25 protein-coding genes are annotated in these 24,463 nt (G+C 62.9%); 13 read left to right on the top strand and 12 right to left on the bottom strand.

Annotated elements, in window-relative coordinates:
• Positions 1 to 5: 5 nt before the first annotated feature.
• The 4 genes from WBK23_RS03570 (at position 6) to WBK23_RS03555 (ending at position 4,277) form a co-directional block, all read left to right on the top strand.
• Positions 6 to 1,418 (top strand): multicopper oxidase family protein, encoded by a 1,413-nt coding sequence (locus WBK23_RS03570; protein WP_424482603.1) that lies wholly within the window; start codon positions 6 to 8, stop codon positions 1,416 to 1,418.
• Positions 1,419 to 1,447: 29 nt separating this feature from the next.
• Positions 1,448 to 1,948: a cupredoxin domain-containing protein gene (locus WBK23_RS03565; protein ID WP_424482602.1), complete on the top strand. Its 501-nt coding sequence runs from the start codon at positions 1,448 to 1,450 to the stop codon at positions 1,946 to 1,948.
• Positions 1,949 to 2,008: 60 nt separating this feature from the next.
• Complete coding sequence (locus tag WBK23_RS03560; protein ID WP_424482601.1) at positions 2,009 to 2,329, top strand: copper-binding protein; 321 nt, start codon at positions 2,009 to 2,011, stop codon at positions 2,327 to 2,329.
• A 337-nt stretch (positions 2,330 to 2,666) separates the two neighbouring features.
• Positions 2,667 to 4,277, top strand: a complete 1,611-nt coding sequence (locus WBK23_RS03555; RefSeq protein ID WP_424482600.1) for a M28 family peptidase — start codon at positions 2,667 to 2,669, stop codon at positions 4,275 to 4,277.
• Between the two features lie 51 nt (positions 4,278 to 4,328).
• Here WBK23_RS03555 and WBK23_RS03550 read toward each other — a convergent pair whose 3' ends face one another.
• Entirely contained in the window at positions 4,329 to 4,700 is a 372-nt protein-coding gene (locus WBK23_RS03550; protein ID WP_424482599.1) for a glutaredoxin family protein, read from the bottom strand.
• 123 nt (positions 4,701 to 4,823) lie between these two features.
• Between WBK23_RS03550 and WBK23_RS03545 the strand changes: the two genes are divergently transcribed.
• The gene (locus WBK23_RS03545) at positions 4,824 to 5,060 is read left to right on the top strand and encodes a DUF3820 family protein (RefSeq protein ID WP_269383119.1); all 237 of its coding nucleotides are present in this window, start codon (positions 4,824 to 4,826) and stop codon (positions 5,058 to 5,060) included.
• Positions 5,061 to 5,195: 135 nt separating this feature from the next.
• Here the strand turns inward: WBK23_RS03545 and WBK23_RS03540 are convergent, their stop codons facing one another.
• From WBK23_RS03540 to WBK23_RS03520, 5 genes are all read right to left on the bottom strand, one after another.
• Positions 5,196 to 6,791: a malate:quinone oxidoreductase gene (locus WBK23_RS03540; RefSeq protein WP_424482598.1), complete on the bottom strand. Its 1,596-nt coding sequence runs from the start codon at positions 6,789 to 6,791 to the stop codon at positions 5,196 to 5,198.
• Positions 6,792 to 7,143: 352 nt separating this feature from the next.
• On the bottom strand, positions 7,144 to 7,692 hold the full coding sequence (gene folE / locus WBK23_RS03535; RefSeq protein ID WP_424482597.1) for a GTP cyclohydrolase I FolE: 549 nt from the start codon (positions 7,690 to 7,692) through the stop codon (positions 7,144 to 7,146).
• A gap of 86 nt (positions 7,693 to 7,778) precedes the next feature.
• Positions 7,779 to 8,336 carry a Smr/MutS family protein gene (locus tag WBK23_RS03530; RefSeq protein WP_424482596.1) on the bottom strand — a complete coding sequence of 186 codons (558 nt, stop codon included), beginning with the start codon at positions 8,334 to 8,336 and terminating at the stop codon, positions 7,779 to 7,781.
• A gap of 187 nt (positions 8,337 to 8,523) precedes the next feature.
• Positions 8,524 to 8,844, bottom strand: a complete 321-nt coding sequence (locus WBK23_RS03525) for a hypothetical protein (RefSeq protein ID WP_424482595.1) — start codon at positions 8,842 to 8,844, stop codon at positions 8,524 to 8,526.
• A 123-nt stretch (positions 8,845 to 8,967) separates the two neighbouring features.
• On the bottom strand, positions 8,968 to 9,564 hold the full coding sequence (locus WBK23_RS03520) for a cysteine hydrolase family protein (protein WP_424482594.1): 597 nt from the start codon (positions 9,562 to 9,564) through the stop codon (positions 8,968 to 8,970).
• A gap of 157 nt (positions 9,565 to 9,721) precedes the next feature.
• On the opposite strand from WBK23_RS03520, the gene WBK23_RS03515 reads away from it, so the two are divergent.
• Both WBK23_RS03515 and prmB read left to right on the top strand, forming a co-directional pair.
• Positions 9,722 to 9,859: a hypothetical protein gene (locus tag WBK23_RS03515; protein WP_424482593.1), complete on the top strand. Its 138-nt coding sequence runs from the start codon at positions 9,722 to 9,724 to the stop codon at positions 9,857 to 9,859.
• Positions 9,860 to 9,950: 91 nt separating this feature from the next.
• Positions 9,951 to 10,877: a 50S ribosomal protein L3 N(5)-glutamine methyltransferase gene (gene prmB / locus WBK23_RS03510; protein ID WP_424482592.1), complete on the top strand. Its 927-nt coding sequence runs from the start codon at positions 9,951 to 9,953 to the stop codon at positions 10,875 to 10,877.
• Here the strand turns inward: prmB and WBK23_RS03505 are convergent.
• The gene (locus WBK23_RS03505) at positions 10,874 to 14,350 is read right to left on the bottom strand and encodes a hybrid sensor histidine kinase/response regulator (protein ID WP_424482591.1); all 3,477 of its coding nucleotides are present in this window, start codon (positions 14,348 to 14,350) and stop codon (positions 10,874 to 10,876) included. The genes prmB and WBK23_RS03505 overlap by 4 nt on opposite strands.
• A gap of 258 nt (positions 14,351 to 14,608) precedes the next feature.
• Here WBK23_RS03505 and WBK23_RS03500 point away from each other — a divergent pair, with 258 nt between their 5' ends.
• The gene (locus WBK23_RS03500; RefSeq protein ID WP_424482590.1) at positions 14,609 to 15,178 is read left to right on the top strand and encodes a GNAT family N-acetyltransferase; all 570 of its coding nucleotides are present in this window, start codon (positions 14,609 to 14,611) and stop codon (positions 15,176 to 15,178) included.
• Positions 15,179 to 15,181: 3 nt separating this feature from the next.
• Positions 15,182 to 16,015, top strand: a complete 834-nt coding sequence (locus tag WBK23_RS03495; protein ID WP_424482589.1) for an AraC family transcriptional regulator — start codon at positions 15,182 to 15,184, stop codon at positions 16,013 to 16,015.
• A 139-nt stretch (positions 16,016 to 16,154) separates the two neighbouring features.
• On the opposite strand, the gene WBK23_RS03490 is transcribed toward WBK23_RS03495, so the two are convergent.
• Both WBK23_RS03490 and WBK23_RS03485 read right to left on the bottom strand, forming a co-directional pair.
• Entirely contained in the window at positions 16,155 to 16,946 is a 792-nt protein-coding gene (locus WBK23_RS03490; RefSeq protein ID WP_424482588.1) for a hypothetical protein, read from the bottom strand.
• Between the two features lie 70 nt (positions 16,947 to 17,016).
• A complete protein-coding gene (locus WBK23_RS03485) occupies positions 17,017 to 17,988 on the bottom strand; it encodes an alpha/beta hydrolase (RefSeq protein WP_424482587.1) in 972 nt (323 codons plus the stop codon).
• Positions 17,989 to 18,151: 163 nt separating this feature from the next.
• Between WBK23_RS03485 and aroC the strand changes: the two genes are divergently transcribed.
• The 4 genes from aroC to WBK23_RS03465 all read left to right on the top strand — a co-directional run bounded on the left by aroC (position 18,152) and on the right by WBK23_RS03465 (position 21,313).
• A complete protein-coding gene (aroC, locus tag WBK23_RS03480) occupies positions 18,152 to 19,243 on the top strand; it encodes a chorismate synthase (protein WP_424482586.1) in 1,092 nt (363 codons plus the stop codon).
• 58 nt (positions 19,244 to 19,301) lie between these two features.
• A complete protein-coding gene (locus tag WBK23_RS03475; RefSeq protein WP_424482585.1) occupies positions 19,302 to 20,453 on the top strand; it encodes an MFS transporter in 1,152 nt (383 codons plus the stop codon).
• Between the two features lie 43 nt (positions 20,454 to 20,496).
• Positions 20,497 to 21,045 (top strand): acireductone dioxygenase, encoded by a 549-nt coding sequence (locus tag WBK23_RS03470; RefSeq protein WP_424482584.1) that lies wholly within the window; start codon positions 20,497 to 20,499, stop codon positions 21,043 to 21,045.
• A 76-nt stretch (positions 21,046 to 21,121) separates the two neighbouring features.
• The gene (locus tag WBK23_RS03465; RefSeq protein ID WP_424482583.1) at positions 21,122 to 21,313 is read left to right on the top strand and encodes a PLDc N-terminal domain-containing protein; all 192 of its coding nucleotides are present in this window, start codon (positions 21,122 to 21,124) and stop codon (positions 21,311 to 21,313) included.
• 163 nt (positions 21,314 to 21,476) lie between these two features.
• Here WBK23_RS03465 and WBK23_RS03460 read toward each other — a convergent pair whose 3' ends face one another.
• The 3 genes from WBK23_RS03460 to WBK23_RS03450 all read right to left on the bottom strand — a co-directional run bounded on the left by WBK23_RS03460 (position 21,477) and on the right by WBK23_RS03450 (position 23,507).
• Positions 21,477 to 21,974, bottom strand: coding sequence for a methylated-DNA--[protein]-cysteine S-methyltransferase (locus tag WBK23_RS03460; protein ID WP_424482582.1), 498 nt, complete (start codon positions 21,972 to 21,974; stop codon positions 21,477 to 21,479).
• Positions 21,975 to 21,980: 6 nt separating this feature from the next.
• Positions 21,981 to 22,868 carry a DNA-3-methyladenine glycosylase family protein gene (locus WBK23_RS03455; protein WP_424482581.1) on the bottom strand — a complete coding sequence of 296 codons (888 nt, stop codon included), beginning with the start codon at positions 22,866 to 22,868 and terminating at the stop codon, positions 21,981 to 21,983.
• Positions 22,869 to 22,967: 99 nt separating this feature from the next.
• Positions 22,968 to 23,507, bottom strand: a complete 540-nt coding sequence (locus tag WBK23_RS03450) for a methyl-accepting chemotaxis protein (RefSeq protein ID WP_424483282.1) — start codon at positions 23,505 to 23,507, stop codon at positions 22,968 to 22,970.
• Positions 23,508 to 24,463: the final 956 nt, after the last annotated feature.

Below are 24,463 nucleotides of genomic sequence, written 5' to 3'. Positions count from 1 at the left end.
TTCCCATGGTTTCACGACGTGATTTCTTTCTCGGTGCCAGCGCGATTACCGCCGCTGTCGCCACCTCGGCGGTCAGTCGAATGTCCCTGGCCGGCGTGCCGGAAGCGGTGTCGCAGGGCAGCGCCGATACCCAGCCGCCGCTGCAGCCGCAGAACGGTCGGCCCTATAACCCGGTGGTCACCCTCAACGGCTGGACTTTGCCCTGGCGCATGAACAACGGCGTCAAGGAGTTCCACCTGGTGGCAGAGCCGGTGGTGCGTGAGCTGGCACCCGGCTACAAGGCCCACCTGTGGGGCTATAACGGCCAGTCGCCGGGGCCGACCATCGAGGTGGTGGAGGGCGACCGGGTGCGCATCTTCGTCACCAACAAGCTGCCGGAGCACACCAGCGTGCACTGGCACGGCCAGCGCTTACCCAATGGTATGGACGGCGTATCGGGCCTGACCCAACCCTCGATTCCTGTGGGTAAGACCTTCGTCTACGAATTCGTCGCCCGCCGCCCCGGCACCTTTATGTACCACCCGCATGCCGACGAGATGACCCAGATGGCCATGGGCATGATGGGTTTCTGGGTCACCCATCCCAAGGAGCATCACCCGCTGATCAGCGAGGTGGATCGGGATTTCTGCTTTCTGCTGAATGCCTACGACATCGAGCCGGGTGCCTACACGCCGAAGATCATGACCATGCTCGACTTCAATCTGTGGACCTTCAACAGCCGCATCTTCCCTGGCATCGACCCGTTGGTGGTGCGGCATAACGACAAGGTGCGCCTGCGCGTCGGCAACCTGACCATGACCAACCACCCGATCCATCTGCATGGTCATGAGTTCGAAGTGACCGGCAGCGATGGCGGGCCGCGGCCTCTGGCAGCCCGCTGGCCGGAGGTAACCACGGATATTGCCGTGGGGCAGATGCGCCAGCTGGAGTTTCTCGCCGATGAGGAGGGCGACTGGGCCCTGCATTGCCACAAGAGCCACCACACCATGAACGCCATGGGCCATGACGTGCCGACGCTGATCGGCGTCGACCAGCGCGAGATGACCCGCAAGGTCGCCAAGTTGATTCCCGATTACATGGTGATGGGCGAGCGCGGCATGGCCGATATGGCGGAGATGCAGATGCCGCTGCCGGACAACACCGCACCGATGATGAGCGGCGACGGTCCCTTCGGTTCGGTGGAGATGGGCGGCATGTTTACCGTGCTCAAGGTGCGTAAGGACCAGCCCGCAGGCGATTACCGCGACCCGGGCTGGTTTAAGCACCCGGCCGGCACTGTGGCCTATGAGTGGAAAGGGGAGCTGGCCAAACCGGCGCGCTCGAGCGAGGCCGGCGGGCAGTCGATGCCGCTTAAGCAACCGATTGGCGAGCCGGTTGAAGTGCAGATACGTAAACCCAGCGGACATGCCGGCCACTGATACGAAATGATTTTTTGGGAGATGACTCAATGCAACAGATAAATCGTTTGTCCTTGGCACTGCTCTTGGCTGGCCTGTTGCTCAGCGGCCAGGTGCTGGCCCATGGCGAGCCGCATGCCGGGCAGCACAGTGCAGCCGTGATCAAGGAGCAGAAGCCCTGGGGCATCGCCGGCGACCGCGAGCAGGTCAGCCGCACCATCGAGATCGGCATGAGCGACCAGATGCGCTTTAGCCCTGACCAGTTGGAGATCAAGCAGGGCGAAACCATTCGCTTCGTGCACCGCAACCAGGGCAAGGTGCTGCATGAGTTCGTGCTCGGCACCCAGAAGGATCTGGATGCGCACGCGGCGATGATGGCCAAGTTTCCCGGCATGCAGCACGACGAGCCGTATATGGCCCACGTCGGACCGGGCCAGAGCGGGGAAATCATCTGGACCTTCAACCGCGCCGGCGACTTCGACTTCGCCTGCCTGATTGTCGGCCACTACCAGGCCGGCATGGTGGGCAAAATTCGTGTAGTGGCTGAATAAGACCTAGCAACCAGGGCATCCGCCTGTGGCCGATGCCCACCGTTAACCCGAGGAAAAACTATGAAAAACCTACTGATCGCTCTAGCTCTGGGCAGCGTCTTGGCCTGGCCCGCATTCGCCAGCCAGCACGGTGCCACACCGACTGCGAGTGAAGCCGCTGCAATGAGCCACGGCGAGGTACGCAAGATTGATGCGGCCAACCAGAAGGTCACCCTGCGCCACGGCCCTCTGCTCAATCTCGGCATGCCGCCCATGACCATGGTGTTCGCTGTGCAAGCCCCTGGCCTGCTGGCTGGGCTGAAGGTGGGCGATAAGGTCAACTTCGTGGTCGAGCAGCAAGGCAGCCAGTTCGTGGTGACCGAGCTGCAAACCGCGCAATAAGCGCAGTTGCGCCTGTTCCCATACACCTGTGTGGGAACAGCTTTCGCGCGCTCATCACCCTTGTAACTCCTGCCCGTTGCGGCCGCACATAGCCGGCAAATCGGCATTGGGTTTATCTCAGGGCGACGAATCTGAGCAATCTGGCGACGACTTTACGGTCTTGGGCGGTGAGTCAAGAAACGCGTCAATAGTGGCCTTGGTTTTTTGCAATATTCGGAAAACGGAACAATCGTGCACGGGTCAAGCGCACAGGGTCGTGTCCGCTGGAAGTGGTAGGGGACAGTGGCGTCAGCCAGACGGCCTGCTTACAACAACATTTACCCAAGGATGATTTTCGATGAAAAAGAAAAACAATGTTCGTCGGGTTGTGGGTTCCCTCGCTCTAGCCGCTTCCACCGCCACGCTTGCCGGCTCGCCCGATGACAGCCAGCGCTTCAATGATTATTGGAGCCCAGGCAAGCCGAGCCTTTCGGCCTGTAAATCGCCGCTGTTGGTGGGCACGCCACTGGGTTTGCCGCGCTGCATGCAGGCCAGCAACGTGATGACCCGGCTGCAGAAGCTGCAGGACATCGCCGTCATGAACGGCGGCAACCGGGCTGCCGCGCAACCGGGTTACCAGGCCTCGCTCGATTACGTGCGCAGCACCCTCGAGCGCGCCGGTTATCGGGTGACCATCCAGGCATTTCCCTTCACCTCCTACGAGCCGATTGGGCCGGGCACGCTCAGCGCGCTGGCACCGACTCCGAGCGACTACGTCTGGGATGAGGACTTCACCTACCTGTCGCAAACCGAAGCCGGTGATGTAAGTGCTGCCGTGGTGGCAGTGGATGTGGCGCTCGGTGCGGGCAATACCTCCAGCAGCGGTTGCGAAGTGGAAGATTTCGCCGCCTTCCCCAGTGGCTCGATCGCCTTGATCCAGCGCGGCACCTGCAGCTTCCAGCAGAAGGCCGAGAACGCCGCCGCCGCCGGGGCAGCGGGGGTGGTGATCTTCAACCAGGGCAATACCGAGGATCGCATGGGCTTGATGAACGCGACTCTGGGCGATACCTATGCCGGTGGTATTCCAGTGTTGTTCAGCACCTATGCGCTGGGTGCCGGCTGGGCCCAGACCGCGGGCTTGCAGGCGCGCATGGTGGCCGACGTGGAGCGTAACCGTACCGAAACCCATAACCTGATTGCCGAGACCCGTCGCGGCAACCCGAACAATGTGGTGATGGTCGGCGCGCACCTGGACTCGGTGGGCGAAGGCCCGGGGATCAACGACAACGGTTCGGGCAGTGCCGCCGTGCTGGAGATGGCAGTGCTGATGAGCAAGGCGCACCCGTTCAACAAGGTGCGTTTCGCTTGGTGGGGCGCGGAGGAGTCTGGCCTGGTCGGATCCACCTATTACGCCAGCCAGTTGCCCGATGCGGAGAAGAAGCGGATCAAGGCGTACCTGAACTTCGACATGATAGGTTCGCCGAACTTCGGCAACTTTATCTATGACGGCGACGGTTCCGACTTCGGCCTGCAAGGCCCGCCCGGTTCGGCGGCCATCGAACGCTTGCTGGGGGCTTACTTCAACCTGCGTAGCAAACCTGCCGAAGGCACCGAGATCGACTTCCGCTCTGACTATGCGCAGTTCTTTGAAGAGGGGATTGCCTTTGGCGGCCTGTTTACCGGTGCCGAAGACCTGAAAAGCGAAGAGCAGGCGCAAAAGTTCGGCGGTGCCGCCAACCAGCCGTTCGACCCTTGCTACCACGCGGCGTGCGACGGTATCGGCAACATCAACAGCGATTCGCTGGAGTTGCATGCCGATGCTATGGCGTTCGCCACTAGCTGGCTGTCGTTGTCGACCAAGATCATCGACGATGAAATCGCCGCTGCAGCCGAGGCCGCCCCGCAAGGGCGTGCGGCCAAGCAGTCCGTACGTAACGTTGAGCGTTGGGGCCGCTACTTCATCAAGTAAGGCTTGAAATAACAGCTGCGCCAGGGCTTAGGCTCTGGCGCAGTTTTGTTTTTAGGCGTTAGCGAAGCGCTCATCCAGATAGGCGATGATCGCCTTGGACTCATACAGCCAAGTGCTCTGGCCGTTTTCTTCGATGCGCAGGCACGGCACCTTGATTTTGCCGCCTTGTTGCTCTAACTCGCTGCGCGCCTGGGCGTCGTTCTTCGCGTCGCGCAGGGCTACCGGCACATTCAGCTTGTGCAGGGTGCGGCGGGTTTTTACGCAGAACGGGCAGGCGTTGAATTGGTACAGCGCGAGGTTGCTGGCGCTTTGCTCGACCGCAGTCTGAGCTTCAGGAGTGCGTTTGAGTTTGGCCGGACGGCTGATCCAGTCGAGGAAGATGATCAACTGGCCGAGGCCGATGCGCAGTGCCTTGATAATCATGCTGGGGCAAACCTTGGGTCGATAAACAGGGGCGCGCAGCTTACCCGAGTTTTTCCGCCTTGGCCTGACCCTGAGCCGAACGGCATAATCCGCGCTCGATTGCCGAACCCTGCCGAGCCTGCGATGAAACCTGAAGACCTGCTGTTGCTGGTAACCCGCGAAATGCCCTTCGGCAAACACAAAGGCCGCTTGCTCGCCGATCTGCCGGGTAATTACCTCAACTGGTTTGCCCGCGAAGGTTTTCCCCAGGGTGAAATCGGCCGGCTGCTGGCGCTGATGCAGGAGATCGATCACAACGGCTTATCCGGTTTGCTCGACCCGCTACGCACCAAGCCGCGGGTGCCGTTCAAGGGCCAGTAGGCTGTTCACCGCGCAATAAAAAACCGGCTTATGGCCGGTTTTTTATTGCGCGCCATCCATGGCCGCAGGTTGTGTCGCCGAGAGGCGACGGTAAAAGGTGCTTCTGGCAATTTGCATTGCGCAGCAGGCGGCTGATTACTCCGTCTGGCTGGCCTCTGGGGTGAGGGCCTGCGGTGGCACTTCAACGAACTCCAGTTGCAGGCGTTCGCTGCTCCAGGCGCGGGTCTGGTTGGTCAGCGCCAGGTCATCGTTCAGCTTTTGGCCGTAGGATGGGATGATTTCTTTCAGCTTGGCCTGCCACTGCGGGCTCTGCATCTTGTCCTTGAAGGTCTTCTCCAGTACCGAGAGCATGATCGGTGCGGCCGTCGAGGCACCTGGCGAGGCACCGAGCAGGGCGGCGATGCTGCCATCGGCCGAGCTAACCACTTCAGTGCCAAACTGCAGGACGCCGCCATGCTCGGCGTCTTTCTTGATCACCTGCACGCGCTGGCCGGCTTGCACCAGTTGCCAGTCTTCCGACTTGGCCTGCGGGAAGTACTCGCGCAGCGAATCCATGCGGTCTTCCTGGCTGAGCATCAGTTGGCCCATCAGGTAGGTGCTGAGCGACAGGTTATCCAGGCCGGCGTGGGTCATCGGCAGGAGGTTATCGGTGGTCAGGGCGCTGAACATGTCGAGCAGCGAGCCGTTTTTCAGAAACTTGGTGGAAAAAGTGGCGAACGGCCCGAACAGCAGGACCTTCTTGCCATCGATCACGCGGGTGTCCAGGTGCGGTACGGACATCGGCGGCGAACCCACCGAGGCCTTGCCGTACACCTTGGCCAGGTGTTGGGCGACGATCTCCGGGTTGCTGGTAGCCAGGAACGAGCCGCCAACCGGGAAGCCGGCATAACCTTCGGCTTCGCTGATGCCGGATTGCTGCAGCAATTTCAGCGCCGCGCCGCCAGCGCCGATAAACACGAACTTGGCGTTGATGGTTTTCTCTGCGCCGCCGTTGGCCAGGTCGGCCACCACCACGTTCCAGCTGTTGTCGTCACTGCGCTGAATGTCGCGCACTTCATGCTGCAGGTTGAGGCTGACGTTGTCCTGCTGGCTCAGCGAGCTGAACAGCTGGCGGGTGATTTCGCCGAAGTTGACGTCGGTGCCGATCGACACGCGGGTGGCGGCGAGCTTCTGCCCCGGCTCGCGCCCTTGCATCACCAGCGGCACCCACTGCTTGATCTGCTCTGGGTCCTCGGAGTACTGCATGCCGCGAAACAGCGAGCTGGCTTGCAGGGCGGCGTGGCGCTTCTTGAGGAACGCGACGTTGTCATCGCCCCAGACAAAGCTCATATGCGGCACGTTGTTGATAAACGAAGGCGGGTTGTTCAGCACCTTGCGCTCGACCTGATAAGCCCAGAACTGCTTGGAGATCTCGAACGACTCGTTGATCGCCACCGCCTTGCTGATGTCGATGCTGCCATCGGCCAGCTCCGGGGTGTAGTTCAGCTCACAGAAGGCCGAGTGGCCGGTGCCGGCGTTGTTCCAGGGGTTGGAGCTCTCGCTGGCAACCTGGTCGAGGCGCTCGTAGATATCAATGCTCCAGCCCGGCTCCAGTTCGTTGAGGTAGGTGCCCAGGCTGGCGCTCATGATGCCGCCGCCAATCAGCAGGACATCTACGGTTTTTTCCGGCTCGGGCTGCTTGGCGCAGCCGATCACGCTCAGGCACAGCAGAGCCAACAGGAATCTTTTCATTTAACCAACCATTTCATCGATGAAATCAGGATGACGACCTGTGCGACACGGGGTCAGGCGTGCGGCAATAGCGGGGCAGGGTATGCAGGGCGTCGTGTGCATAACGGCAGCGGCTCAGGGCGGGGCGACTGTCGTTGCCTGGCTTAATCGCAAGAAGCATGCCCGCCACTGCGCGGCCCACATTGCGGCGCTCTGCCGCGGTGTTGCAGGGCGATATGGCAGATGTGGTGGCGTGATCTCGCCACATGCGGGTGGTTTTATCGCGGCTTCTGGCGGATTGCCGCCGAAGATCTGGTGTGAGCAGGCATAAAAAAACCGGCACAGGGCCGGTTTCTTGTACCGCAGGGCTTGATCAGTTATTGACCAGGCTGAGGAACTCGCTGCGGGTGGCGGCGTTTTCGCGGAACTCGCCGAGCATCACCGAGGTGACCATGGAGGAGTTCTGCTTCTCCACGCCGCGCATCATCATGCACATATGCTGCGCTTCGATCACCACCGCAACACCGAGGGCACCGGTAACCTGCTGGATCGCCTCGGCGATCTGCCGGCTGAGGTTTTCCTGGATCTGCAGGCGGCGCGCGTACATGTCGACGATGCGCGCGACTTTCGACAGGCCGAGCACCTTGCCGTTGGGGATATAGGCGACATGGGCCTTGCCGATAAACGGCAGCAGGTGGTGCTCGCACAGCGAGTACAGCTCGATGTTCTTCACCAGCACCATTTCGCTGTTGTCGGAGCTGAACAGCGCGCCGTTGGTGACTTCTTCGAGGCTCTGCTGGTAGCCCTTGCACAGGTACTGCATGGCTTTGGCGGCGCGTTTTGGCGTGTCGAGCAGGCCTTCGCGTGATACGTCTTCGCCGAGTTGGCCGAGAATCTCGGTGTATTGCTGTTCCAGGGACATGGACAATCTCGTAGGTCTTTCTAAAGGGCGCAGGTTAGGCCGCGAGGGCCTGGCTGGCAAGTGCACAGCCCGCCAGCTGCTGGAGCTTATTCGTCGCGGCCGTCCATCATGGTGCGCTTGAGCATTACATAAACCGCTCCGGTGCCACCGTGCTTGGCCAGGCAGGACGTGAAGCCGAGCACTTGCGGGTGCTGGCGCAGCCAGGTGTTGACGTGGCTCTTGATCATCGGCTTGCGGCCGTCCATGCGCACGGCCTTGCCATGGGTAATGCGCACGCAGCGCACCTCCAGCTTGTTGGCCTCGGCGATAAACTCCCACAGGGTGTCGCGGGCCTTTTCCACCGTCATGCCGTGCAGGTCGAGGCTGCCCTCGAAGGCGATTTGGCCCAGCTTGAGCTTGCGCATCTGGCCTTCCTGCACGCCGTTGGCGGCCCAGTACAGCGGGTCTTCGGCACCGACATCGATCACGAACTGGTCGGACAGGCCGTCGACCTTGGTCGACTCCACCCGCGCCGTGGCGGCCTGGCGCAGGGTGGCCAGTTGGGCCCGGTTGGGTTTGGCTTTGCCTGTGTCGGCACGGTCATGCTTGATCGGTTTGACGCCGCGTAACTCGGCTTTGAACAGGGATAAGTCGTCGTCTTGCATCTGGGCCTCCGCGAAGGCCGCTAGTGTAACCAAGCTGCCTAGCAGGCCGGTGAAAAACGTAGGCGAGGCAGGCAAGACAAGGCAAAAACAGGCGAGGAAGCGGAGTGTACTTTTGTACATGAGCATTCCGAGCCTGTTTTTAACGCCGTATTGCCAACGCAGGTAGTTTTCAACGGTCTGCTAGCACTCAGTCGCGCTTTTTCATCAGGTGTGGGGCCATGCTCAGGTCGCTGGGGCGGCGCAGGCGGCGTCGGCAGCGGCGCCAGAGCAGTACGCCGAACACCAGCAACAGCAGCCCGATCACGACAAATACGCTGGCTGCAGCTGGCGATTCGTTCAGCGGGCCGAGCGCCGCAGGTTGGCCGAGCAGGGTGGCGACGCCCGCCATACTCAGCAGTACGCCGATTGTGGCGAACAGCGCCGCCAGGCCAGCGCCCAGGCGCAAGCGCCAGTTGTTGGAATTGCGCGGGCGCAGGCGGCGGGCGTCGAAACCATCGGTGAGCTTCATTCCGGTTTCCTCATGCCAATTTCCTCAGTGGCTATCGGCGGTATGACCGGCCAGGGCGGACGTGGTTCAACTGGGCCGGCCAGCCAATGCGCAGGTTGCGACCTGGCGTGCAGCTACGCGGCTTCAGATCAAGGCGCTGGCACGCGGGACTACGGCGGCGAAATTGTCGGCCAGGGCAATCATTTCGGCGCGGTGCATGTCGGCGGCGCTGATCACCTGGCCATCGAGGGTCGGCAGATCACGGGTGGCGCAGGCGGCATCGACCACGGTGCAGCGGTAACCATAGTCCTTGGTGGCGCGTACCGTGGTGCTGATGCTGGAATGGGTCATAAAGCCGCAGACGATCAGGTCCAGGCGGCCGAGGCTTTGCAGGCGCTCATGCAGGTCGGTGCCGGTAAAGGCATTCGGCATGCGTTTCTCAACGATGATTTCGCCAGGCTGCGGCGCTACCTCGGGCAGGTGCAGACCGCGCGGGCCACGGGGGTCGAGCAGGCCGTCGGGGATGCCCAGGTGTTTGACGTGAACGATGGCGCTGCCCTGATCGCGGGCGGCGGCCAGCAGTTTGGCGATTTCTTCCAGCGCGGCATCCAGCCCCGGTAACTGCAACACGCCGCTGCGGTATTCCTCTTGCGCGTCGATGATCAGCAAGGTCGCATTGCTCAGGCTGGCGGGGGCGTGGCCGCGGCCAGTGAGGGCGAACAGCGTTTGTGGGGTGGACATGGCAGGAACTCCAGGCTGGCATGGACAGTCCGACCATTGTCCGCCTGTGCTGCGCTGCTGTGAACCTTTGTGGTCGATGATCTTGCGTGCCGCCTGAGCGGCGAGCAGAATCGGGGTGCTGCCGAGGACCGGCGATTTCAAGCAAAGGAGCTGCAATATGAGCCTGATTGCACTGTTTTCCGAACATTTCTGGCTGTTATTCGCCCTGGCGGTATCCATCGCGGTACTGCGTGAGTTGCGCATCAAACGCGATGAGCCTTCGCTCAGCGAACCCCGCCACACGCCCCAGGACTAGCCGGTCGCACTGGCAGCCTTTCTTAGGTCGCCGCTGCATTGCATCGGTTAGCTTGGGCTAGAATGCTCTCCTTTTCCCCGGAGACGCCCCCGTGACCGACGCCACAAACGCCCACACCACCCGCCTGCGCACCGTGCGTGACTATATTCGCTGGGCGGTGAGTCGTTTTCACGGTGAAGAGCTGTTCTTCGGGCATGGCACCGACAATGCCTGGGACGAAGCCCGCCAACTGGTGCTTGGTGCGCTGCATCTGCCTTACGAAATTGCCGACAGCTACCTTGATTGCCGCCTGGAAGACGACGAGCACGCGCACCTGCAGCTGCTGCTCAAGCGCCGCATCGACGAGCGCGTGCCGACTGCCTACCTGCTGGGTGAGGCCTGGTTCTGTGGTCTGCCGTTTATTGTCGATGAGCGCGTGCTGGTGCCGCGATCGCCGATTGCCGAGTTGATTGAGCAGCGCTTCCAGCCTTGGCTGAGCGCCGAGCCTGCGCGGATTCTCGACCTGTGCAGCGGCTCCGGCTGTATCGGCATCGCCTGCGCCTATGAGTTCCCTGAGGCCGAAGTGGTGCTCGGTGATCTGTCCTATGACGCCCTCGAAGTGGCTAATCAGAATATCGAACGGCATGAGCTGGATGGCCGCGTGTACACCGTGCAGGGCGACGGTTTTGCCGGGTTGCCGGGCCAGCGTTTCGACCTAATCGTGTCCAATCCGCCCTATGTGGATGCCGAGGACTTCGCCGATATGCCGGCCGAGTACCAACATGAGCCGGAGCTGGGCCTGGCCTGCGGCGACGATGGCCTCGACCTGGTGCGGCGCATGCTGGCCGAGGCGGCGGATCATCTGACGGAGAAGGGTGTGTTGATCATCGAAGTGGGCAACAGCCAGGTACACGTCGAAGCGCTGTACCCGGAAGTCGACTTCACCTGGCTGGAGTTCGAGCGTGGCGGCCACGGCGTATTCCTGCTGGGTGCCCAGCAATGCCGCGAGCACCAGGCGCTGTTCCGTCAGCGCCTCTAACGCAAGGGCAGGTGACGGCTAAGCAGAGCGCGCAAAGCTGCCGGCTTGACCGGTTTGGCCAGGTAATCGAGACCGGCGGCGTGTACCTGGGCGATCAGCTCGGGACGGCCGTCGGCGCTGATCACCACGCCCGGCAGCGGCTCGCCCAGGCGCGTGCGTAACCAGGCCATCAGCTCGGTGCCGGTTTCGCCTTCGTCGAGGTGATAGTCGACCAGCGCCACTTGCGGACGCACGTTTTCGCTCAGCAGGTGTTCGCATTCCAGGCGGTTGCGCGCCGTCCACACCTGGCAGCCCCAACGTGACAACAGGCTGTGCATGCCAGTGAGGATGCTGTCCTCGTTGTCGATGCACAGCACCTGGGTGCCGCTCAGGGTTTGTCCGTTGGCTTCCGGCAGCAACGCCGGTGCCTGGCTCTCGCTGTGCTGCGCGAGGGGTACGGTGACGCTGAAGACGCTGCCCTTGCCCGGCCAGGAGCGCACTTGCAGGCTGTGATCGAGCACCCGGCAGAGGCCGTCGGCGATCGCCAAACCCAGGCCCAGGCCTTTCTCGGCGCGGGTCTGGTGACTGTCCAAGCGCTTGAATTCCTCGAAAATCTCTTTGCGCTTGTTCTCGGGAATGCCGGGGCCGCGATCCCAGACTTCCAGGCGCAACTGCCCGTGGCTGCGGCGCACGCCGAGCAACACGCGGCCCTTGGCGTAGCGGAAGGCGTTGGTCAGGAAGTTCTGCAGCACCCGGCGCAGCAGCTTGCTGTCGCTGTCTACGCGCAGGTGACTGCCGCGCAGGCGGAAGTCGATGCCCTGCTCAGCGGCCAATACCTTGAACTCGGCGCCCAGGGTGTCGAACAGGCTGTTGAGCACAAAGGCGTTGCGCTCCGGGGTGATGCGGCCGTTTTCCAGACGCGAGATGTCCAGCAGGTCGCTGATCAGGTCTTCCGCCGAGCGCAGCGAGCTGTCCAGGTGGCGCACCAGTTCGCGGGCTTCACGCGGCAGGCCGTCGTCCTGGTGCGAGAGGGCGGCGGAGAACAGCCGGGCGGCGTTGAGCGGCTGCATCAGGTCGTGGCTGACGGCGGCGAGGAAGCGAGTTTTCGACTGGTTGGCCGATTCCGCCACGCGCTTGGCCTCGATTAACGCCTGGTTGAGTTGCGAGAGTTCCTGGGTGCGCGCGCTGACCCGCTGTTCCAGGCCTTCGTTGGCATCCTTGAGCGCGCGCTCGGCTTCGCGGAATTCGGTGATGTCGGTGAAACTCATCACGAAGCCGCCGCCGGGCATCGGGTTGCCGATCAGTTCGATCACCCGGCCATTGGGGAACAACCGCTCGGAGGTGTGCGCGGTGCCCTGGCGCATCCAGTACAGGCGCTTGTTGACGTGTTCGTCGATATCGCCAGGGCCAAGCAGGCCGCGCCCAGCGTTGAAACGGATCAGCTCGGCCACCGGGCGGCCGACATAGACCTGGCCTTCGGGGTAGTCGAACAGCTCGATATAGCGGTGGTTCCAGGCCACCAGGTGCAGCGACTGGTCGACCACGCTGATGCCCTGGGTGATGTTCTCGATCGCGCCTTGCAGCAGGGCGCGGTTGAACTGCAGCACCTCGCTGGCCTCGCCGACGATGCGCACCACGTCCTCGACCTGCATCTCGCGGCCTTCGATGGCGGCTTTTACCACCGCGCGGGTGCTCGATGCGCCCAGCACACCGGCGAGCAGGCGTTCGGTGTGGGCGATCCACTCGCTGTTGGCGGCCTGGTTGGGGTCGAAGCCTTTGCCCTGGCGATAGGCGAAGCGCATAAAACTCTGCCGCGCGCGGTCTTCACCGACAAAGCGATTGGCCAGCAGCAGCAGGTCGCCGACCTGCACCGCGAGCATGCTGCGGTTGCTCGGTTTGGTACCGAGGTCATGACCGATAAAGCGTCCGGCCTGCCAGTGCTCGGCGACCCGCGTGCGCGAGAAGTAGGAAACCCAGGCGAACAGGGTGAAGTTGCCGGCCAGCGACAGCACCACACCACGGGTCAGGGGGTCGACCTGGAAACCGATCGGGCCATACAGCAGGCTGTGCAGGCCAGGGAAGGTTTCCAGCGGCCAGCCCAGGCCGCGCGCCACCAGTGGCAGCACCAGGGTGTAGAACCAGAGCAGCGCGCCGAAAAACAAGCCGGCAAATACGCCCTGGCGGTTGGCCTGTTTCCATACCAACGCACCGAACATCGCCGGAGCCAACTGGCCGATGGCGGCAAACGAGACCTGGCCGATGGTCGCCAGGCTGGCGTTGGAACCGAGCAGGCGGTAGCACACATAGGCCAGCAGGAGGATCAGCACGATGCTGACCCGGCGCGCCGTGAGCATCCAGTGACGGAACGCCTCGAACGGTCGCTCGGTGTTCTGCCGGCGCAACAGCCAGGGCAGCAGCATGTCGTTGGAAATCATCGTTGAGAGCGCCACCGAGGCGACAATCACCATGCCAGTGGCTGCCGATGCTCCGCCGATAAAGGCCAGTAGCGCCAGCGCCGGGTGGGCTTCGGCCAGCGGCAGGCTGATCACGAAGGAGTCCGGTGTCACCCCGGCCGGCAGCAGCATCTGCCCAGCCAGGGCAATCGGCACCACAAACAAGGCGGCAAGCACCAGGTAGGCGGGGAATACCCAGCGCGCCAGGCGAAGATCCTTGGGCTCAATATTCTCCACCACGGTCACATGGAACTGCCGCGGCAGACAGATGATGGCGATCATCGCCAGGCCCGTCTGCATCATCATCGCCGGCCAGTTCACTGTCTGCGCCCAGAAATTTTCCAACGCAGGGTTGGCCTTGGCCTGGTTGAACAGGTCGCCAAAGCCGTTGTACAGGCCATAAGTGACAAACGCGCCGACCGCGAGGAAGGCCAGCAGCTTGACCAGCGACTCGAAGGCAATCGCCAGCACCATGCCGCGGTGGTGCTCGGTGACATCCAGGTTGCGCGTGCCGAACAAAATGGTGAACAGCGCCAGCACCAGCGACACGATCAGCGCGGTGTCCTGGGCGCGGGTGCTGCTGGCTGTCGAGCCGGAGCCGATCAGCAGGTTGACGCCGAGCACGATGCCTTTGAGCTGCAGGGCGATATAGGGCAGCACGCCGACCAGGCACACCAGCGCCACCACCACCGCCAGCGCCTGCGATTTGCCATAGCGTGCGGCAATAAAGTCGGCGATCGAGGTGATGTTCTCCTGCTTGCTGATCATCACCATTTTCTGCAGCACCCAGGGCGCGAAGATCAGGATGATGATCGGCCCGAGATAGATCGGCAGGAATGACCAGAGCTGCTCAGCGGCCTGGCCGACCGCGCCGAAGAAGGTCCAGCTGGTGCAGTACACCGCCAGCGACAGGCTATACACCCAGGCGCGCACCCGCGGCGGCATAGGCGTGGCGCGGCGGTCGCCATAGAAGGCGATGGCGAACAGGATGGCCATGTAAATCAGCGCAACCGCGGCGATCAGCCCGCTGGACAGGGTCATGCATACTCCGATGGCAAACTATTGGGGGCGCTCTGTGTCTTAGCCTCAGTGGCTGTCTTAGCCCACGCTGACGCAGCGCCGGAACAGGTCTTACACGGTCGCCAACTGGCGGTTAATCGCCACAGTGTCGCAGCAAAGCGCCACGCCGTCAGGCACGACCAAGGTCGCAACGCGTTATACCTGCAACTGTTGTGGATTGTGCACGCCTGCCCGCCCTGTTAGCGTGACGCGCTGCGACTCTGTCCGAGGAGGGACCCTATGTTCAAGCCGCAATTGATTACCCTGCAGCGTGGCGCGCTGCGCATCGAACCGATGGTCGATGCCGATATCCCCGCCTTGATCAGCCTGGCCGAAGCCAACCGCCAGGAACTGAGTTATATGAACGGCACCCAGCGGCTGGACTGGTACCGTCAGGGCCTGATCGAACAGCGTGAAGGCAAGGCGCTGGCCTTTGTCATCCGCCTGGGCGAGCAACTGGTCGGCACTACGCGTTTTTTCGACTTTATCAACCTCTTGCCGGCCGCCGAGATCGGCGCGACCTGGCTCGACCAGAGCCAGCACGGCACGGGCCTCAACAGCATGGTCAAGTACCTGATGCTCAAGCATGCCTTCGACAATTGGGGCATGGTTCGCGTGCAGCTGAAAACTGCGGCCAGCAACCTGCGTTCGCAGCGCGCCATCGAAAAACTCGGGGCGCAGCGCGAAGGCCTGCTGCGCAATCATCGGCGTCTGGCTGATGGGCGGCTGGACGACACCGTGATGTACAGCATCACCGATCATGAATGGCCGGCGGTCAAGCAGCAGCTGGAGGCGCGTTTCAGCGGTTGAGCGATGGCGCATGAGAGTGGCGAGCAGATACGCTTCTGGCAATCGCGGGAGTTGGGCGGGATTGAGCTGCTGCATGCCCACTATATCGAACAGCGTTTTTCCCCTCATGTGCATGAAGGTTTCGTATTTACCGTGATCGAAGGCGGTGCCCAGCGCTTTCGCCATCGCGGCAGCGAGCACCTGGCTCCGGTCGGCAGCATGGTGCTGATCAATCCGGACGAACTGCACACCGGCTCCAAGGCCCACGAGCACGGTTGGCGTTACCGCGCCTTCTACCCGGATAACGCCCAGGTCAGCGGGGTGCTGGCCGAGCTGGAACTCACGGCAGGCGGCACGCCATCGTTCGCCGTCAGCGTGCTGCAGGACCCACTGTTGCACCGCTGTTTTCTCGACCTGCATCAATTACTCGACAGCCCGGCCACCGGCCTGCAGCAGCAAAGTGCCTGGCGTGAGGCGATTCTGTTGCTGTTCCAGCGCCATGCACGGTTATCCGCTGGCCTGGTGGCGGGCGCTGAACCGCAGGCGGTGGCGCGGGCCAAGGAGTTGCTGAGCAGCCAGCTGGCTGCGCCACCCTCGCTGGAGCAATTGGCGGCCGCAGTGGGCTTGTCGCCGTTCCATTTCGCTCGGGTGTTTCGTCGTGCCACGGGCTTGCCGCCGCATACCTGGCTGATGCAGCGCCGCCTGGAACAGGCACGGGCGTTATTAAGGAATGGTTGCGCGCCCTTGAGTGTGGCGATGCAGTTGGGCTTTGCCGACCAGAGTCACCTGAGCCGGCAGTTCAAACAGGCCTATGGAGTTGCGCCGGGGCAGTACCGCCAGGCCAGCGCTAACAGGTAGCAGGCTTTTGAAAACGTAGGCGAGGCAGCCGAGACAAGGCAAAAGCAGGCGAGGAAGCGGAGTTTACGAGTTGTAAATGAGTATTCTGAGCCTGCTTTTAACGCCGTATCGGCAACGCAGGTAGTTTTTCAAAGGCCTGCTAGCGCGTGGCAATCCAGATCAGCAGCCCCGCCTGAAATACGCAGAAGGCCACCAGGCAGGTGATGGTGAAGCGCAAACCGCCGTCTTCGCGCTTGAACACCGCGATGCGTTCTTCCAGCTTGCGCACCTTGACCTCTTGCTCCCGCAGACTCTGATCGGCCTGTTGAAGCATGCTGGCGGCATCCAGCAGTTCGACGATCTGCACCTTTTCCGCATGCCAGTCGCCATGCAGTGTGCTGACCCGTGGTGCGCTGTACTGCGCCTTGAGTTGCAGCGGGTCGAGGTATTCGATGACAAACCCCTGCGCCTGCAGGCAGTGATCGCGGCGCGCGCGGGCTTCATCGGTGAAGGCATCCTTGCTGGCCAGGGCGGCGCTTTCGACCAGATAGTGGGCGTAGTGCTGGCGCGCCCAGAGAATCCCCTGGGCCAGCATAAAACGCCCTAGGCCGCGGTTTTCCGGCTCTAGGTGCAGACTTTTTTCCGGGCCGAAGCGAATCGTCTTGCTGTGATGGTCGGCCCAGACTTCGAGGATGTTCTGTTCCTTGCGCACGCGCTGGCCAGGCAGCTGCAAGGTCAGGCGCAACAGGCTGTGTTCCTTGCCCTGGCGCTCGACGCGACCCAGCTGGATAAAGCGCAGGGGCCGCGCGCCGGTGTGGCGGTCGGTCGGCATGGGCGCCAGACGCAGCAGGCGGAACTGCTCGGGAGCAAGCTCGGCCCAGGGATGGGCTTGTTCGACGGCTTCCGTGCTGGCGGCATCGGCATCGGTTTGTGGCGCTGGGGTGTCGGCCATACATGACGGTCCTGTGCGCGACGCCGGAACTGGCGTCGCCTGGTCATTGCGCTTATCGGCCGCTGCCGCGCTAACTGGAGGCTGGCACTTTGCCGCTGCGCTGGATAAAGCGGGCAATCTGCTCGCTTACGCCTGCTGCCAACGGTAGTCGAGGATTGTTATAGCTGGCCAGTTGCGCGGCAAAATCCAGGGGCACGATGCGCAGAACATGGTTCATGCCAGGGACGACCAGCAGCTCGGCATCCGCCTTGGCGGCGTGCAGCGCCTGGGCATCGGCGACGCTGACCTGAATGTCGTGATCGCCCTGCACGATCAGCGCCGGGATGCGCAGGCGGGCGAAGGCCTGGCTGGGGTTCTGTTTGAACAGCGAAATCAGGTAGGGCTGTACGCTGGGGCGGAACACGACCTGCAGTTTTTCCGGCACCTGTGGGCTGATTTGCCCGGCCAGCAGCCGATCGAGCAGAAAATTGCTCTGCGCCAGCAGTGGCGGTGTGAGGCGAGCGGCCAGCTGCTCGCGCAGCAGCTGATCAATCGGCCGTGAACTGCCGGCAATTGCCACCAGGGCATCGGCCTGGGCCTGGTCGGCAGCCAGGCTGGCGATCAATGCCCCCTCGCTGTGGCCGATCAGGATCAGCCGGTCAAACGCCGGCTCGGCCTTGAGTTGCTGCGCCCAGGCCACGGCATCGTTTACATAGCCTTCGACGCTAAGGTCACGCTCATCCGGGGTCGCCGCGCGGCTGGCGGCCACTCCGCGCTTGTCGTAGCGCAGGCTGGCGATGCCGTACTTGGCCAGGTCTTGTGCCAGTTTCTTCAGGCTGTCGTTGTTCCCGCCGTCCGGGTTGTTGCCATTGCGATCGGTCGGCCCGGAGCCGGCAATTAGCAGCGCCACGGCAGTCGGTGCGGTGCTTTGCGGTTGCAACAAGGTGCCATGCAGCGTGCCTTGGCTGGTTTCCAGGCTAAGTGGCCGTTGCACGGACGTTTGCGGTGTGGCGTGGGCCAGCCCGCCGAGCAAGGCCAGGGACAGCAGCAGAGTGCGCGACATAAATGACAACGTTCAGTGAATGAATGGGTTCGACGCCGATCGGCGCATAAGGTTCGAGGATGATCTGCACGGGCACCGCGGGTATACTCGCCGCCTTTACTCAAGTGGGGCCGCAGCGCGTTAGGCGCAGGCTCGGGGCTGATTTTCGCGGAGCGTTTTGCACATGTCCGGCAATACCTACGGCAAGCTGTTCACTGTCACCACCGCTGGCGAAAGCCATGGCCCGGCGTTGGTCGCCATTGTCGATGGCTGCCCGCCGGGGCTGGAAATCAGTCTGCAAGACCTGCAGCGCGACCTCGACCGGCGCAAGCCGGGCACCAGCCGGCATACCACGCAGCGCCAGGAAGCCGATGAGGTGGAAATTCTCGCCGGGATCTTCGAGGGCAAGACCACCGGTTGCTCGATTGGCCTGCTGATCCGCAATACCGACCAGAAGTCCAAGGACTACTCGGCGATCAAGGACTCCTTCCGCCCGGCCCACGCCGATTACACCTACCACCACAAGTACGGCGTGCGCGATTACCGTGGCGGTGGCCGCAGCTCGGCGCGCGAGACCGCCATGCGCGTCGCCGCTGGCGCTATCGCCAAGAAATACCTGGCGACCCAGGGCATCGTGATTCGCGGCTATATGAGCCAGCTCGGGCCGATCGAGATCCCGTTCAAGACCTGGGAGTCGGTGGAGCAGAACGCCTTCTTCAGCCCCGATCCGGACAAGGTGCCGGAGCTGGAAGCCTATATGGACCAGCTGCGCCGCGATCAGGATTCGGTCGGGGCGAAGATCACCGTGGTCGCCGAAGGTGTGATGCCGGGCCTGGGCGAGCCGATTTTCGACCGTCTGGACGCCGAGCTGGCCCATGCGCTGATGAGCATCAATGCGGTCAAGGGCGTGGAAATCGGCGCGGGTTTTGACAGCGTGGCGCAGCGCGGCACCGAGCACCGTGACGAGATGACCCCTGACGGTTTCCTGTCGAATAACGCCGGCGGCATCCTTGGCGGTATCTCCAGTGGTCAGCCGATTGTTGCGCACCTGGCGCTCAAACCGACCTCCAGTATCACCACGCCGGGGCGTTCGATCGATATTCACGGCAACCCGGTGGATATCATCACCAAGGGCCGTCACGATCCGTGCGTGGGCATCCGCGCTACGCCAATCGCCGAGGCGATGATGGCTATCGTGCTGATGGACCATCTGCTGCGCCACCGCGCGCAGAATGCCGAGGTGCGGGTCAGCACTCCGGTGCTGCCACAGCTGTGATTAGCATTGCTGCGCGGCCAGCCGCGTCCCGCAGCAGGGTTCCGGGTTTGTGCACCGCATGAGCCCGGCATTGCCTTACTGGCGGCTGTCCGGTTTCTACTTCTTCTATTTCTCGCTGCTCGGTGCTACCGCGCCGTTCCTCGCGCTGTATTTCGATCACCTGGGTTTTTCTGCCGCGCGGATCGGCGAATTGATCGCCATTCCCATGCTGATGCGCTGCATCGCGCCGAATATCTGGGGTTGGCTGGGCGATTACAGCGGGCAGCGGCTGGCCATCGTGCGCTTTGGCGCGATCTGCACGCTGCTGTGCTTTGCCGGCATCTTTATCAGCCAGAGCTATGCCTGGCTGGCGCTGATCATGGCGCTGCATGCGTTCTTCTGGCACGCGGTGTTGCCGCAGTTTGAAGTGATCACCTTTGCCCATCTGAAGGAGCAGGCCGCGCGCTACAGCCAGATTCGCCTGTGGGGCAGCATCGGCTTTATCGTCGCGGTGGTTGGTCTGGGTCAGCTGTTCGAGCTGCTCAGCCTGGACGCCTATCCCTGGGCGCTGATTCTGATCATGGGCGGCATCGTCCTGAGCAGCTGGTGGGTGCCCAATGCGCAACCGCAGATGCGCCCCAATACCCTGGAACAGGGCGGCTTTCTCCAGCAGCTGCGGCGGCCGGGGATTCTCGCCTTCTACGTCAGCGCCGGCCTGATGCAGTTGAGCAACGGCCCGTACTACACCTTTCTCAGCCTGCACTTGGAGGCCCTCGGCTATTCGCGCGGGGTGATCGGCCAGTTATGGGCGTTGGGCGTGCTGGCCGAGATCGTGCTGTTTATGTTTATGGCCAGGTTGCTGGCGCGTTACTCACTGCGCACCGTGCTGTTGGCGAGTTTTCTGATCACCGCGCTGCGCTGGCTGCTGCTGGGCAACCTGGCCGGTCACTTGCCGGTGCTGCTGTTTGCCCAGCTGATGCATGCGGCGACCTTTGGCAGTTTCCATGCAGCGGCCATGCATTTCGTCCAGCGCAGCTTTGCCGACCGCCAGCAAGGCCAGGGTCAGGCGCTGTACGCCGCCTTGGCTGGCGTCGGCGGGGCGCTGGGTGCGCTGTATTCCGGTTACAGTTGGCACAGCCTGGGAGCGGCCTGGACCTTTGCCATTGCCAGTTTTATTGCCTTGGCGGCCGCGCTGATCACCGCCCGATACCTCGGCAATGAGCGCCCTTAAACTGCGCCACCCACGTTAATTTTGAGAGTGCGAGAGCCTGACCATGAGCAGCCTGACCGTCTACCACCAGTCTTCGCCCGAGTACCCGAACAAGCTGCTGACCCATGCCGAAGACATCGCCAGCACTCTGGCGGCGGTTGGCGTGCAGTTCAATCAGGTGCCGGTGCAGCAGCCGGTGATTGCCGGCACCGCCAGTGATGAGTTGATGGCGGCCAACCGCGTGCAGATCGACCAGCTGATGACTGCGCATGGCTATGCCAGTGCCGAAATCCTGAGCCTGTGTGATGAGCGCGGCGAGGGCACTGAGCTGGCCCGCGCGCTGCGTGCGGAGCAAAGCTGTGAGCCGGCGCACCTGCATTACTACCTGGCTGGGCGTGGCCTGCTGGCGCTGCATGTCGGCGAGTACGTCTACAGCCTGCTGTGCGAGAAGGGCGACCTGCTGCTGATGCCGGCCGGTACGGCGCACTGGTTCGATGCTGGCGAACACCCACGCTTTGCCGTGCTGCGCCTGTTCGACAGCGCGCAGGTGCCGGCTTTTACGCCCATCGGGGGTGATTTCGCGGCTTTGTTTGCCGGCCTGGATGACTGCTGATTGGCCACGCCGCTGAACTCTGGTGACTAGCGTCTATCCTACGAAGGCGAAGCCTTCGCATAGGAGCGTCACTATCATGGGTTCTACATTCAATGGTTTGCTGGGGCTGGTCATCCTGGCCCTGGATATCTGGGCGATTCTCAGCGTTATCAAAAGCAGTGCCGAAACGGGCATGAAGGTGCTGTGGATCCTGCTGATCGTACTGCTGCCGGTGATCGGCTTGATCATCTGGGCGCTGCTAGGGCCGCGCGGTACGGTCAAGTTCTAGCAGGCTGCTGAAAACTACCTGCGTTGCCATCGCGGCGTTAAAAACAGGCTCAAAATGCTCATTTACAGCAGTAAACTCCGCTTTTTCGCCTATTTTTGCCTTGCGCTGGCGGCCTCGCCTACGTTTTCAACGGCCTGCTAACGCGGCGGCACCGGCTGCAGGCTTAGAAACCCAGCAGCGTCTGTTGTGGCAACTGCGCGCCTTCGAGCTTCAGTAGTAACGCCTTGCGCGGCAGGCCACCGGCATAACCGGTGAGGCTGCCGTCACGGCCGATCACTCGGTGGCAGGGGATGATCACGGCAATCGGGTTGGCACCATTGGCCGCGCCCACGGCGCGCACCGCCTTGGGCCGCGCAATCTCGGCGGCGAGGTCGCTGTAGCAGCTGGTGCGGCCAAACGGGATAGCCTGCAACGCCTGCCACACGGCTTGCTGAAACGCCGTGCCCTGCGGGGCCAGGCGCACCTCAAAGCGCTGGCGGCGGCCGCTGAAATATTCATCAAGCTGCCGGCATACCTCATCCAACTCATCTGTGTCGCTGCGCCAGTGTTCGCCGATGTGCCAGGGTTTGTCGTCGATATCCATCAGCAGCTGTTGCAAGCCGCTTTCGTCAGCGGCCAACAGCAGGCGACCGAGCGGGCTGTCGTGGTAGCGGTAGAACATCCTGATTCATCCCTCTGAGTAGTTGTGCCACAGGTGCGCGGCAGCGTAGGCGCGCCACGGTCGCCAGGCTTCGGCGCGGGCCTTGAGCTGTTTGGCGTCGATGCCATTCGCGCCCCACACCGGCGCCTTGAGCAAACCCAGGTCACTGGCGGGAAAGGCATCGACCTCGCCAAAGGCGCGCAGCGCAATATATTCCGCCGTCCACGGGCCGATACCGGGCAGGGCGCACAGGCGCTCGACAAAGGCCGTGTAGCCGTCCTGCAAATCCAGACGCAGCAGGCCGCAGGCCACCTGGGCAGCGAAGTGTTGCAGGGTTTGCACGCGCTTGCCGGGCATGCCGATGCCCTCCAGGTTGGCCTCGGCGATGGCCTGCGGGCTGGGGAACAGTCGCTGAATTGTTGGCGCGTCGGCAAATTGCAGCGCTTCACCCAGACGCGCGACCAGGCGACCAGTGACGGTGACTGCCGCCTTGACCGTGACCTGTTGGCCGACGATGGCGCGCACCGCCTGCTCGAACGGATCGAAGGCGGTCGGCAAACGCAGACCAGGGTTGCGCGCCACCAGCGGGCCGAGTTGCGCGTCGCCGGCAAAGTGCTGGGCAATGCGCAGCGGTTCGGCATCCAGGTCGAACATCTTGCGCACCCGGCCGACCAGAGCCGGCACACAGCCGTTCAGCGAGGTGCTGTGGCGCAATTGAAGAACGTTTTGCTCGGCTAGGGGCTGCACGCTGAACCAGCCGCTGCTGCCGTCCAGCTGCACGCTGCGGCTGTAACTGTCTGGCTGCAAATACTCGACGCCGGCGAGCGCGCGCAGAGCGAAATGGGCATGGAACTGCTGCCAGTCCCAGGGGGCTTGGTAGGCAAGTAGCGCGGGGGCGGGTTGGCGAGTGGTCATGGCCGCACAATACCCGCAGCGCTGCCAGGCTGTCAGTGCCCAACTGACTTTCAAACTGCGGCGGTTGCCCTCTCCACAAGCGGAGAGGGCGCTGAATACCTACGCGCTGGCCACCCGCTGATGCAGCTGATGCGACAACTGCTCCAGCTGCTGGCCCAGCTGCACCAAGGACTCCTGGGACTGCAGCAGCTCGGCGCTGGCGGCGCGTTGGCGTTGGCTGGCGTCACGTTGCGCAGCGCTGTTGTCGCGCACCCTGGCCAGTTGCTGATGGGCACGGTTGAGCGCCTGGCTGTGCTGCAGAATCGAGCTGGAGAGATTGTCGGTCAGTCCGGCATTGCTGCTTAGCGCGGTGCCGACATCGCTGACCTGGGCCGCGCCGGTGTCGATGATCTGCTGTGACTGGCCCAGCACGCTCTGCACCGTATCGGCGGTTGAGTTGCTGCGCTGCGAGAGGCTGCGCACCTCGTCGGCAACCACGGCAAAGCCACGGCCATGTTCGCCTGCGCGGGCCGCTTCGATGGCTGCGTTAAGCGCGAGCAGATTGGTCTGTTGAGCGATGGCGCTGATCATCTGCATGGATTCGGCGATACGCTGATTGCTCTGCTGAATCGCCTGCATGCTGGCCTGGGCATCTTCCATACGCTGCGCGCAGGCATTCACCTGGCTGCTGCTGTGCTGGGTGTCCTGGCTGAGCTGCTGCATGTGGTCGGTGCTGGAGGCGAGGCTTTCCAGCACTTCATGCAGCGCCAGATCAAGCTGGTGCATGGCGTCGGCCTGCTGCTGCACATCGGTGTCGATGCTCTGGCAGCGCTGGCGAATGCCGCCAAGGGTCTGTTGCAGCTGACCAGCCATGTGCAGCAGGTCGCTGGCGGTGCTGCGCACTTCATCGACAATGCCGCCGAGCTGCTCCTGGTTTCGTGCGGCGCGCTGGCCGAACTCGCGGGACTCATTGAGCGCAGCCTCTGCATCGGCCAGCGCCTGGTTGCGCAGTTGCGCGCTGTACCACTGCGCCAGCCATACGGCCAGTACTGGCAGGATAAACCCGGAATAAGTGTTTACCGCCGCATCGCGGGCGCTCAGTTCGAACACCGGCAGGCTGGCGCCACTGCGCTCCAGGCGGATCAGCCAGAACACGAACAGCACCTGCACCAGGCTCCAGACCATGGCGCTGCGATTGCCGGCCAACAGGTAGGCGAAGACGATGACGACTGCCGGCCAGTAGATGTGCGCCGAGTGCAGGCCGCCCAGTTGGTAGATCAGCAGCATCGAGTAGCCGGCCATGCAGGCCAGTGCCATATTGGCCGCCACGGCCAGCGGCAGCACGGCGCTGCGCAGTACCAGCAGCATCAGCGGCATGCCCAGCACCAGCAACAGCGAGCCGTACATCAGCGCCTCGTTGCCCATGCGGCCCCATTTGATGCAGCTGTACAGGCCGATAACCACGCTGCACAAGGCGCTGAAAGCGAGGGTGCGGGCCAGCAGGAAGCTGGCCTGGTCGGTCAAATCATGTGGCAGGAACTGCCCAAGGAAACCCTGTCGCATGAAAACTCCCAGCGTTAAATAGTCCAGCAGTATCGGCGCAAATGGCCGCTGGC

The sequence above is a fragment of the Pseudomonas sp. genome (assembly GCF_049653025.1).
Lineage (GTDB): Bacteria > Pseudomonadota > Gammaproteobacteria > Pseudomonadales > Pseudomonadaceae > Aquipseudomonas.
This window is presented reverse-complemented; position numbering and strand designations above follow the sequence as displayed.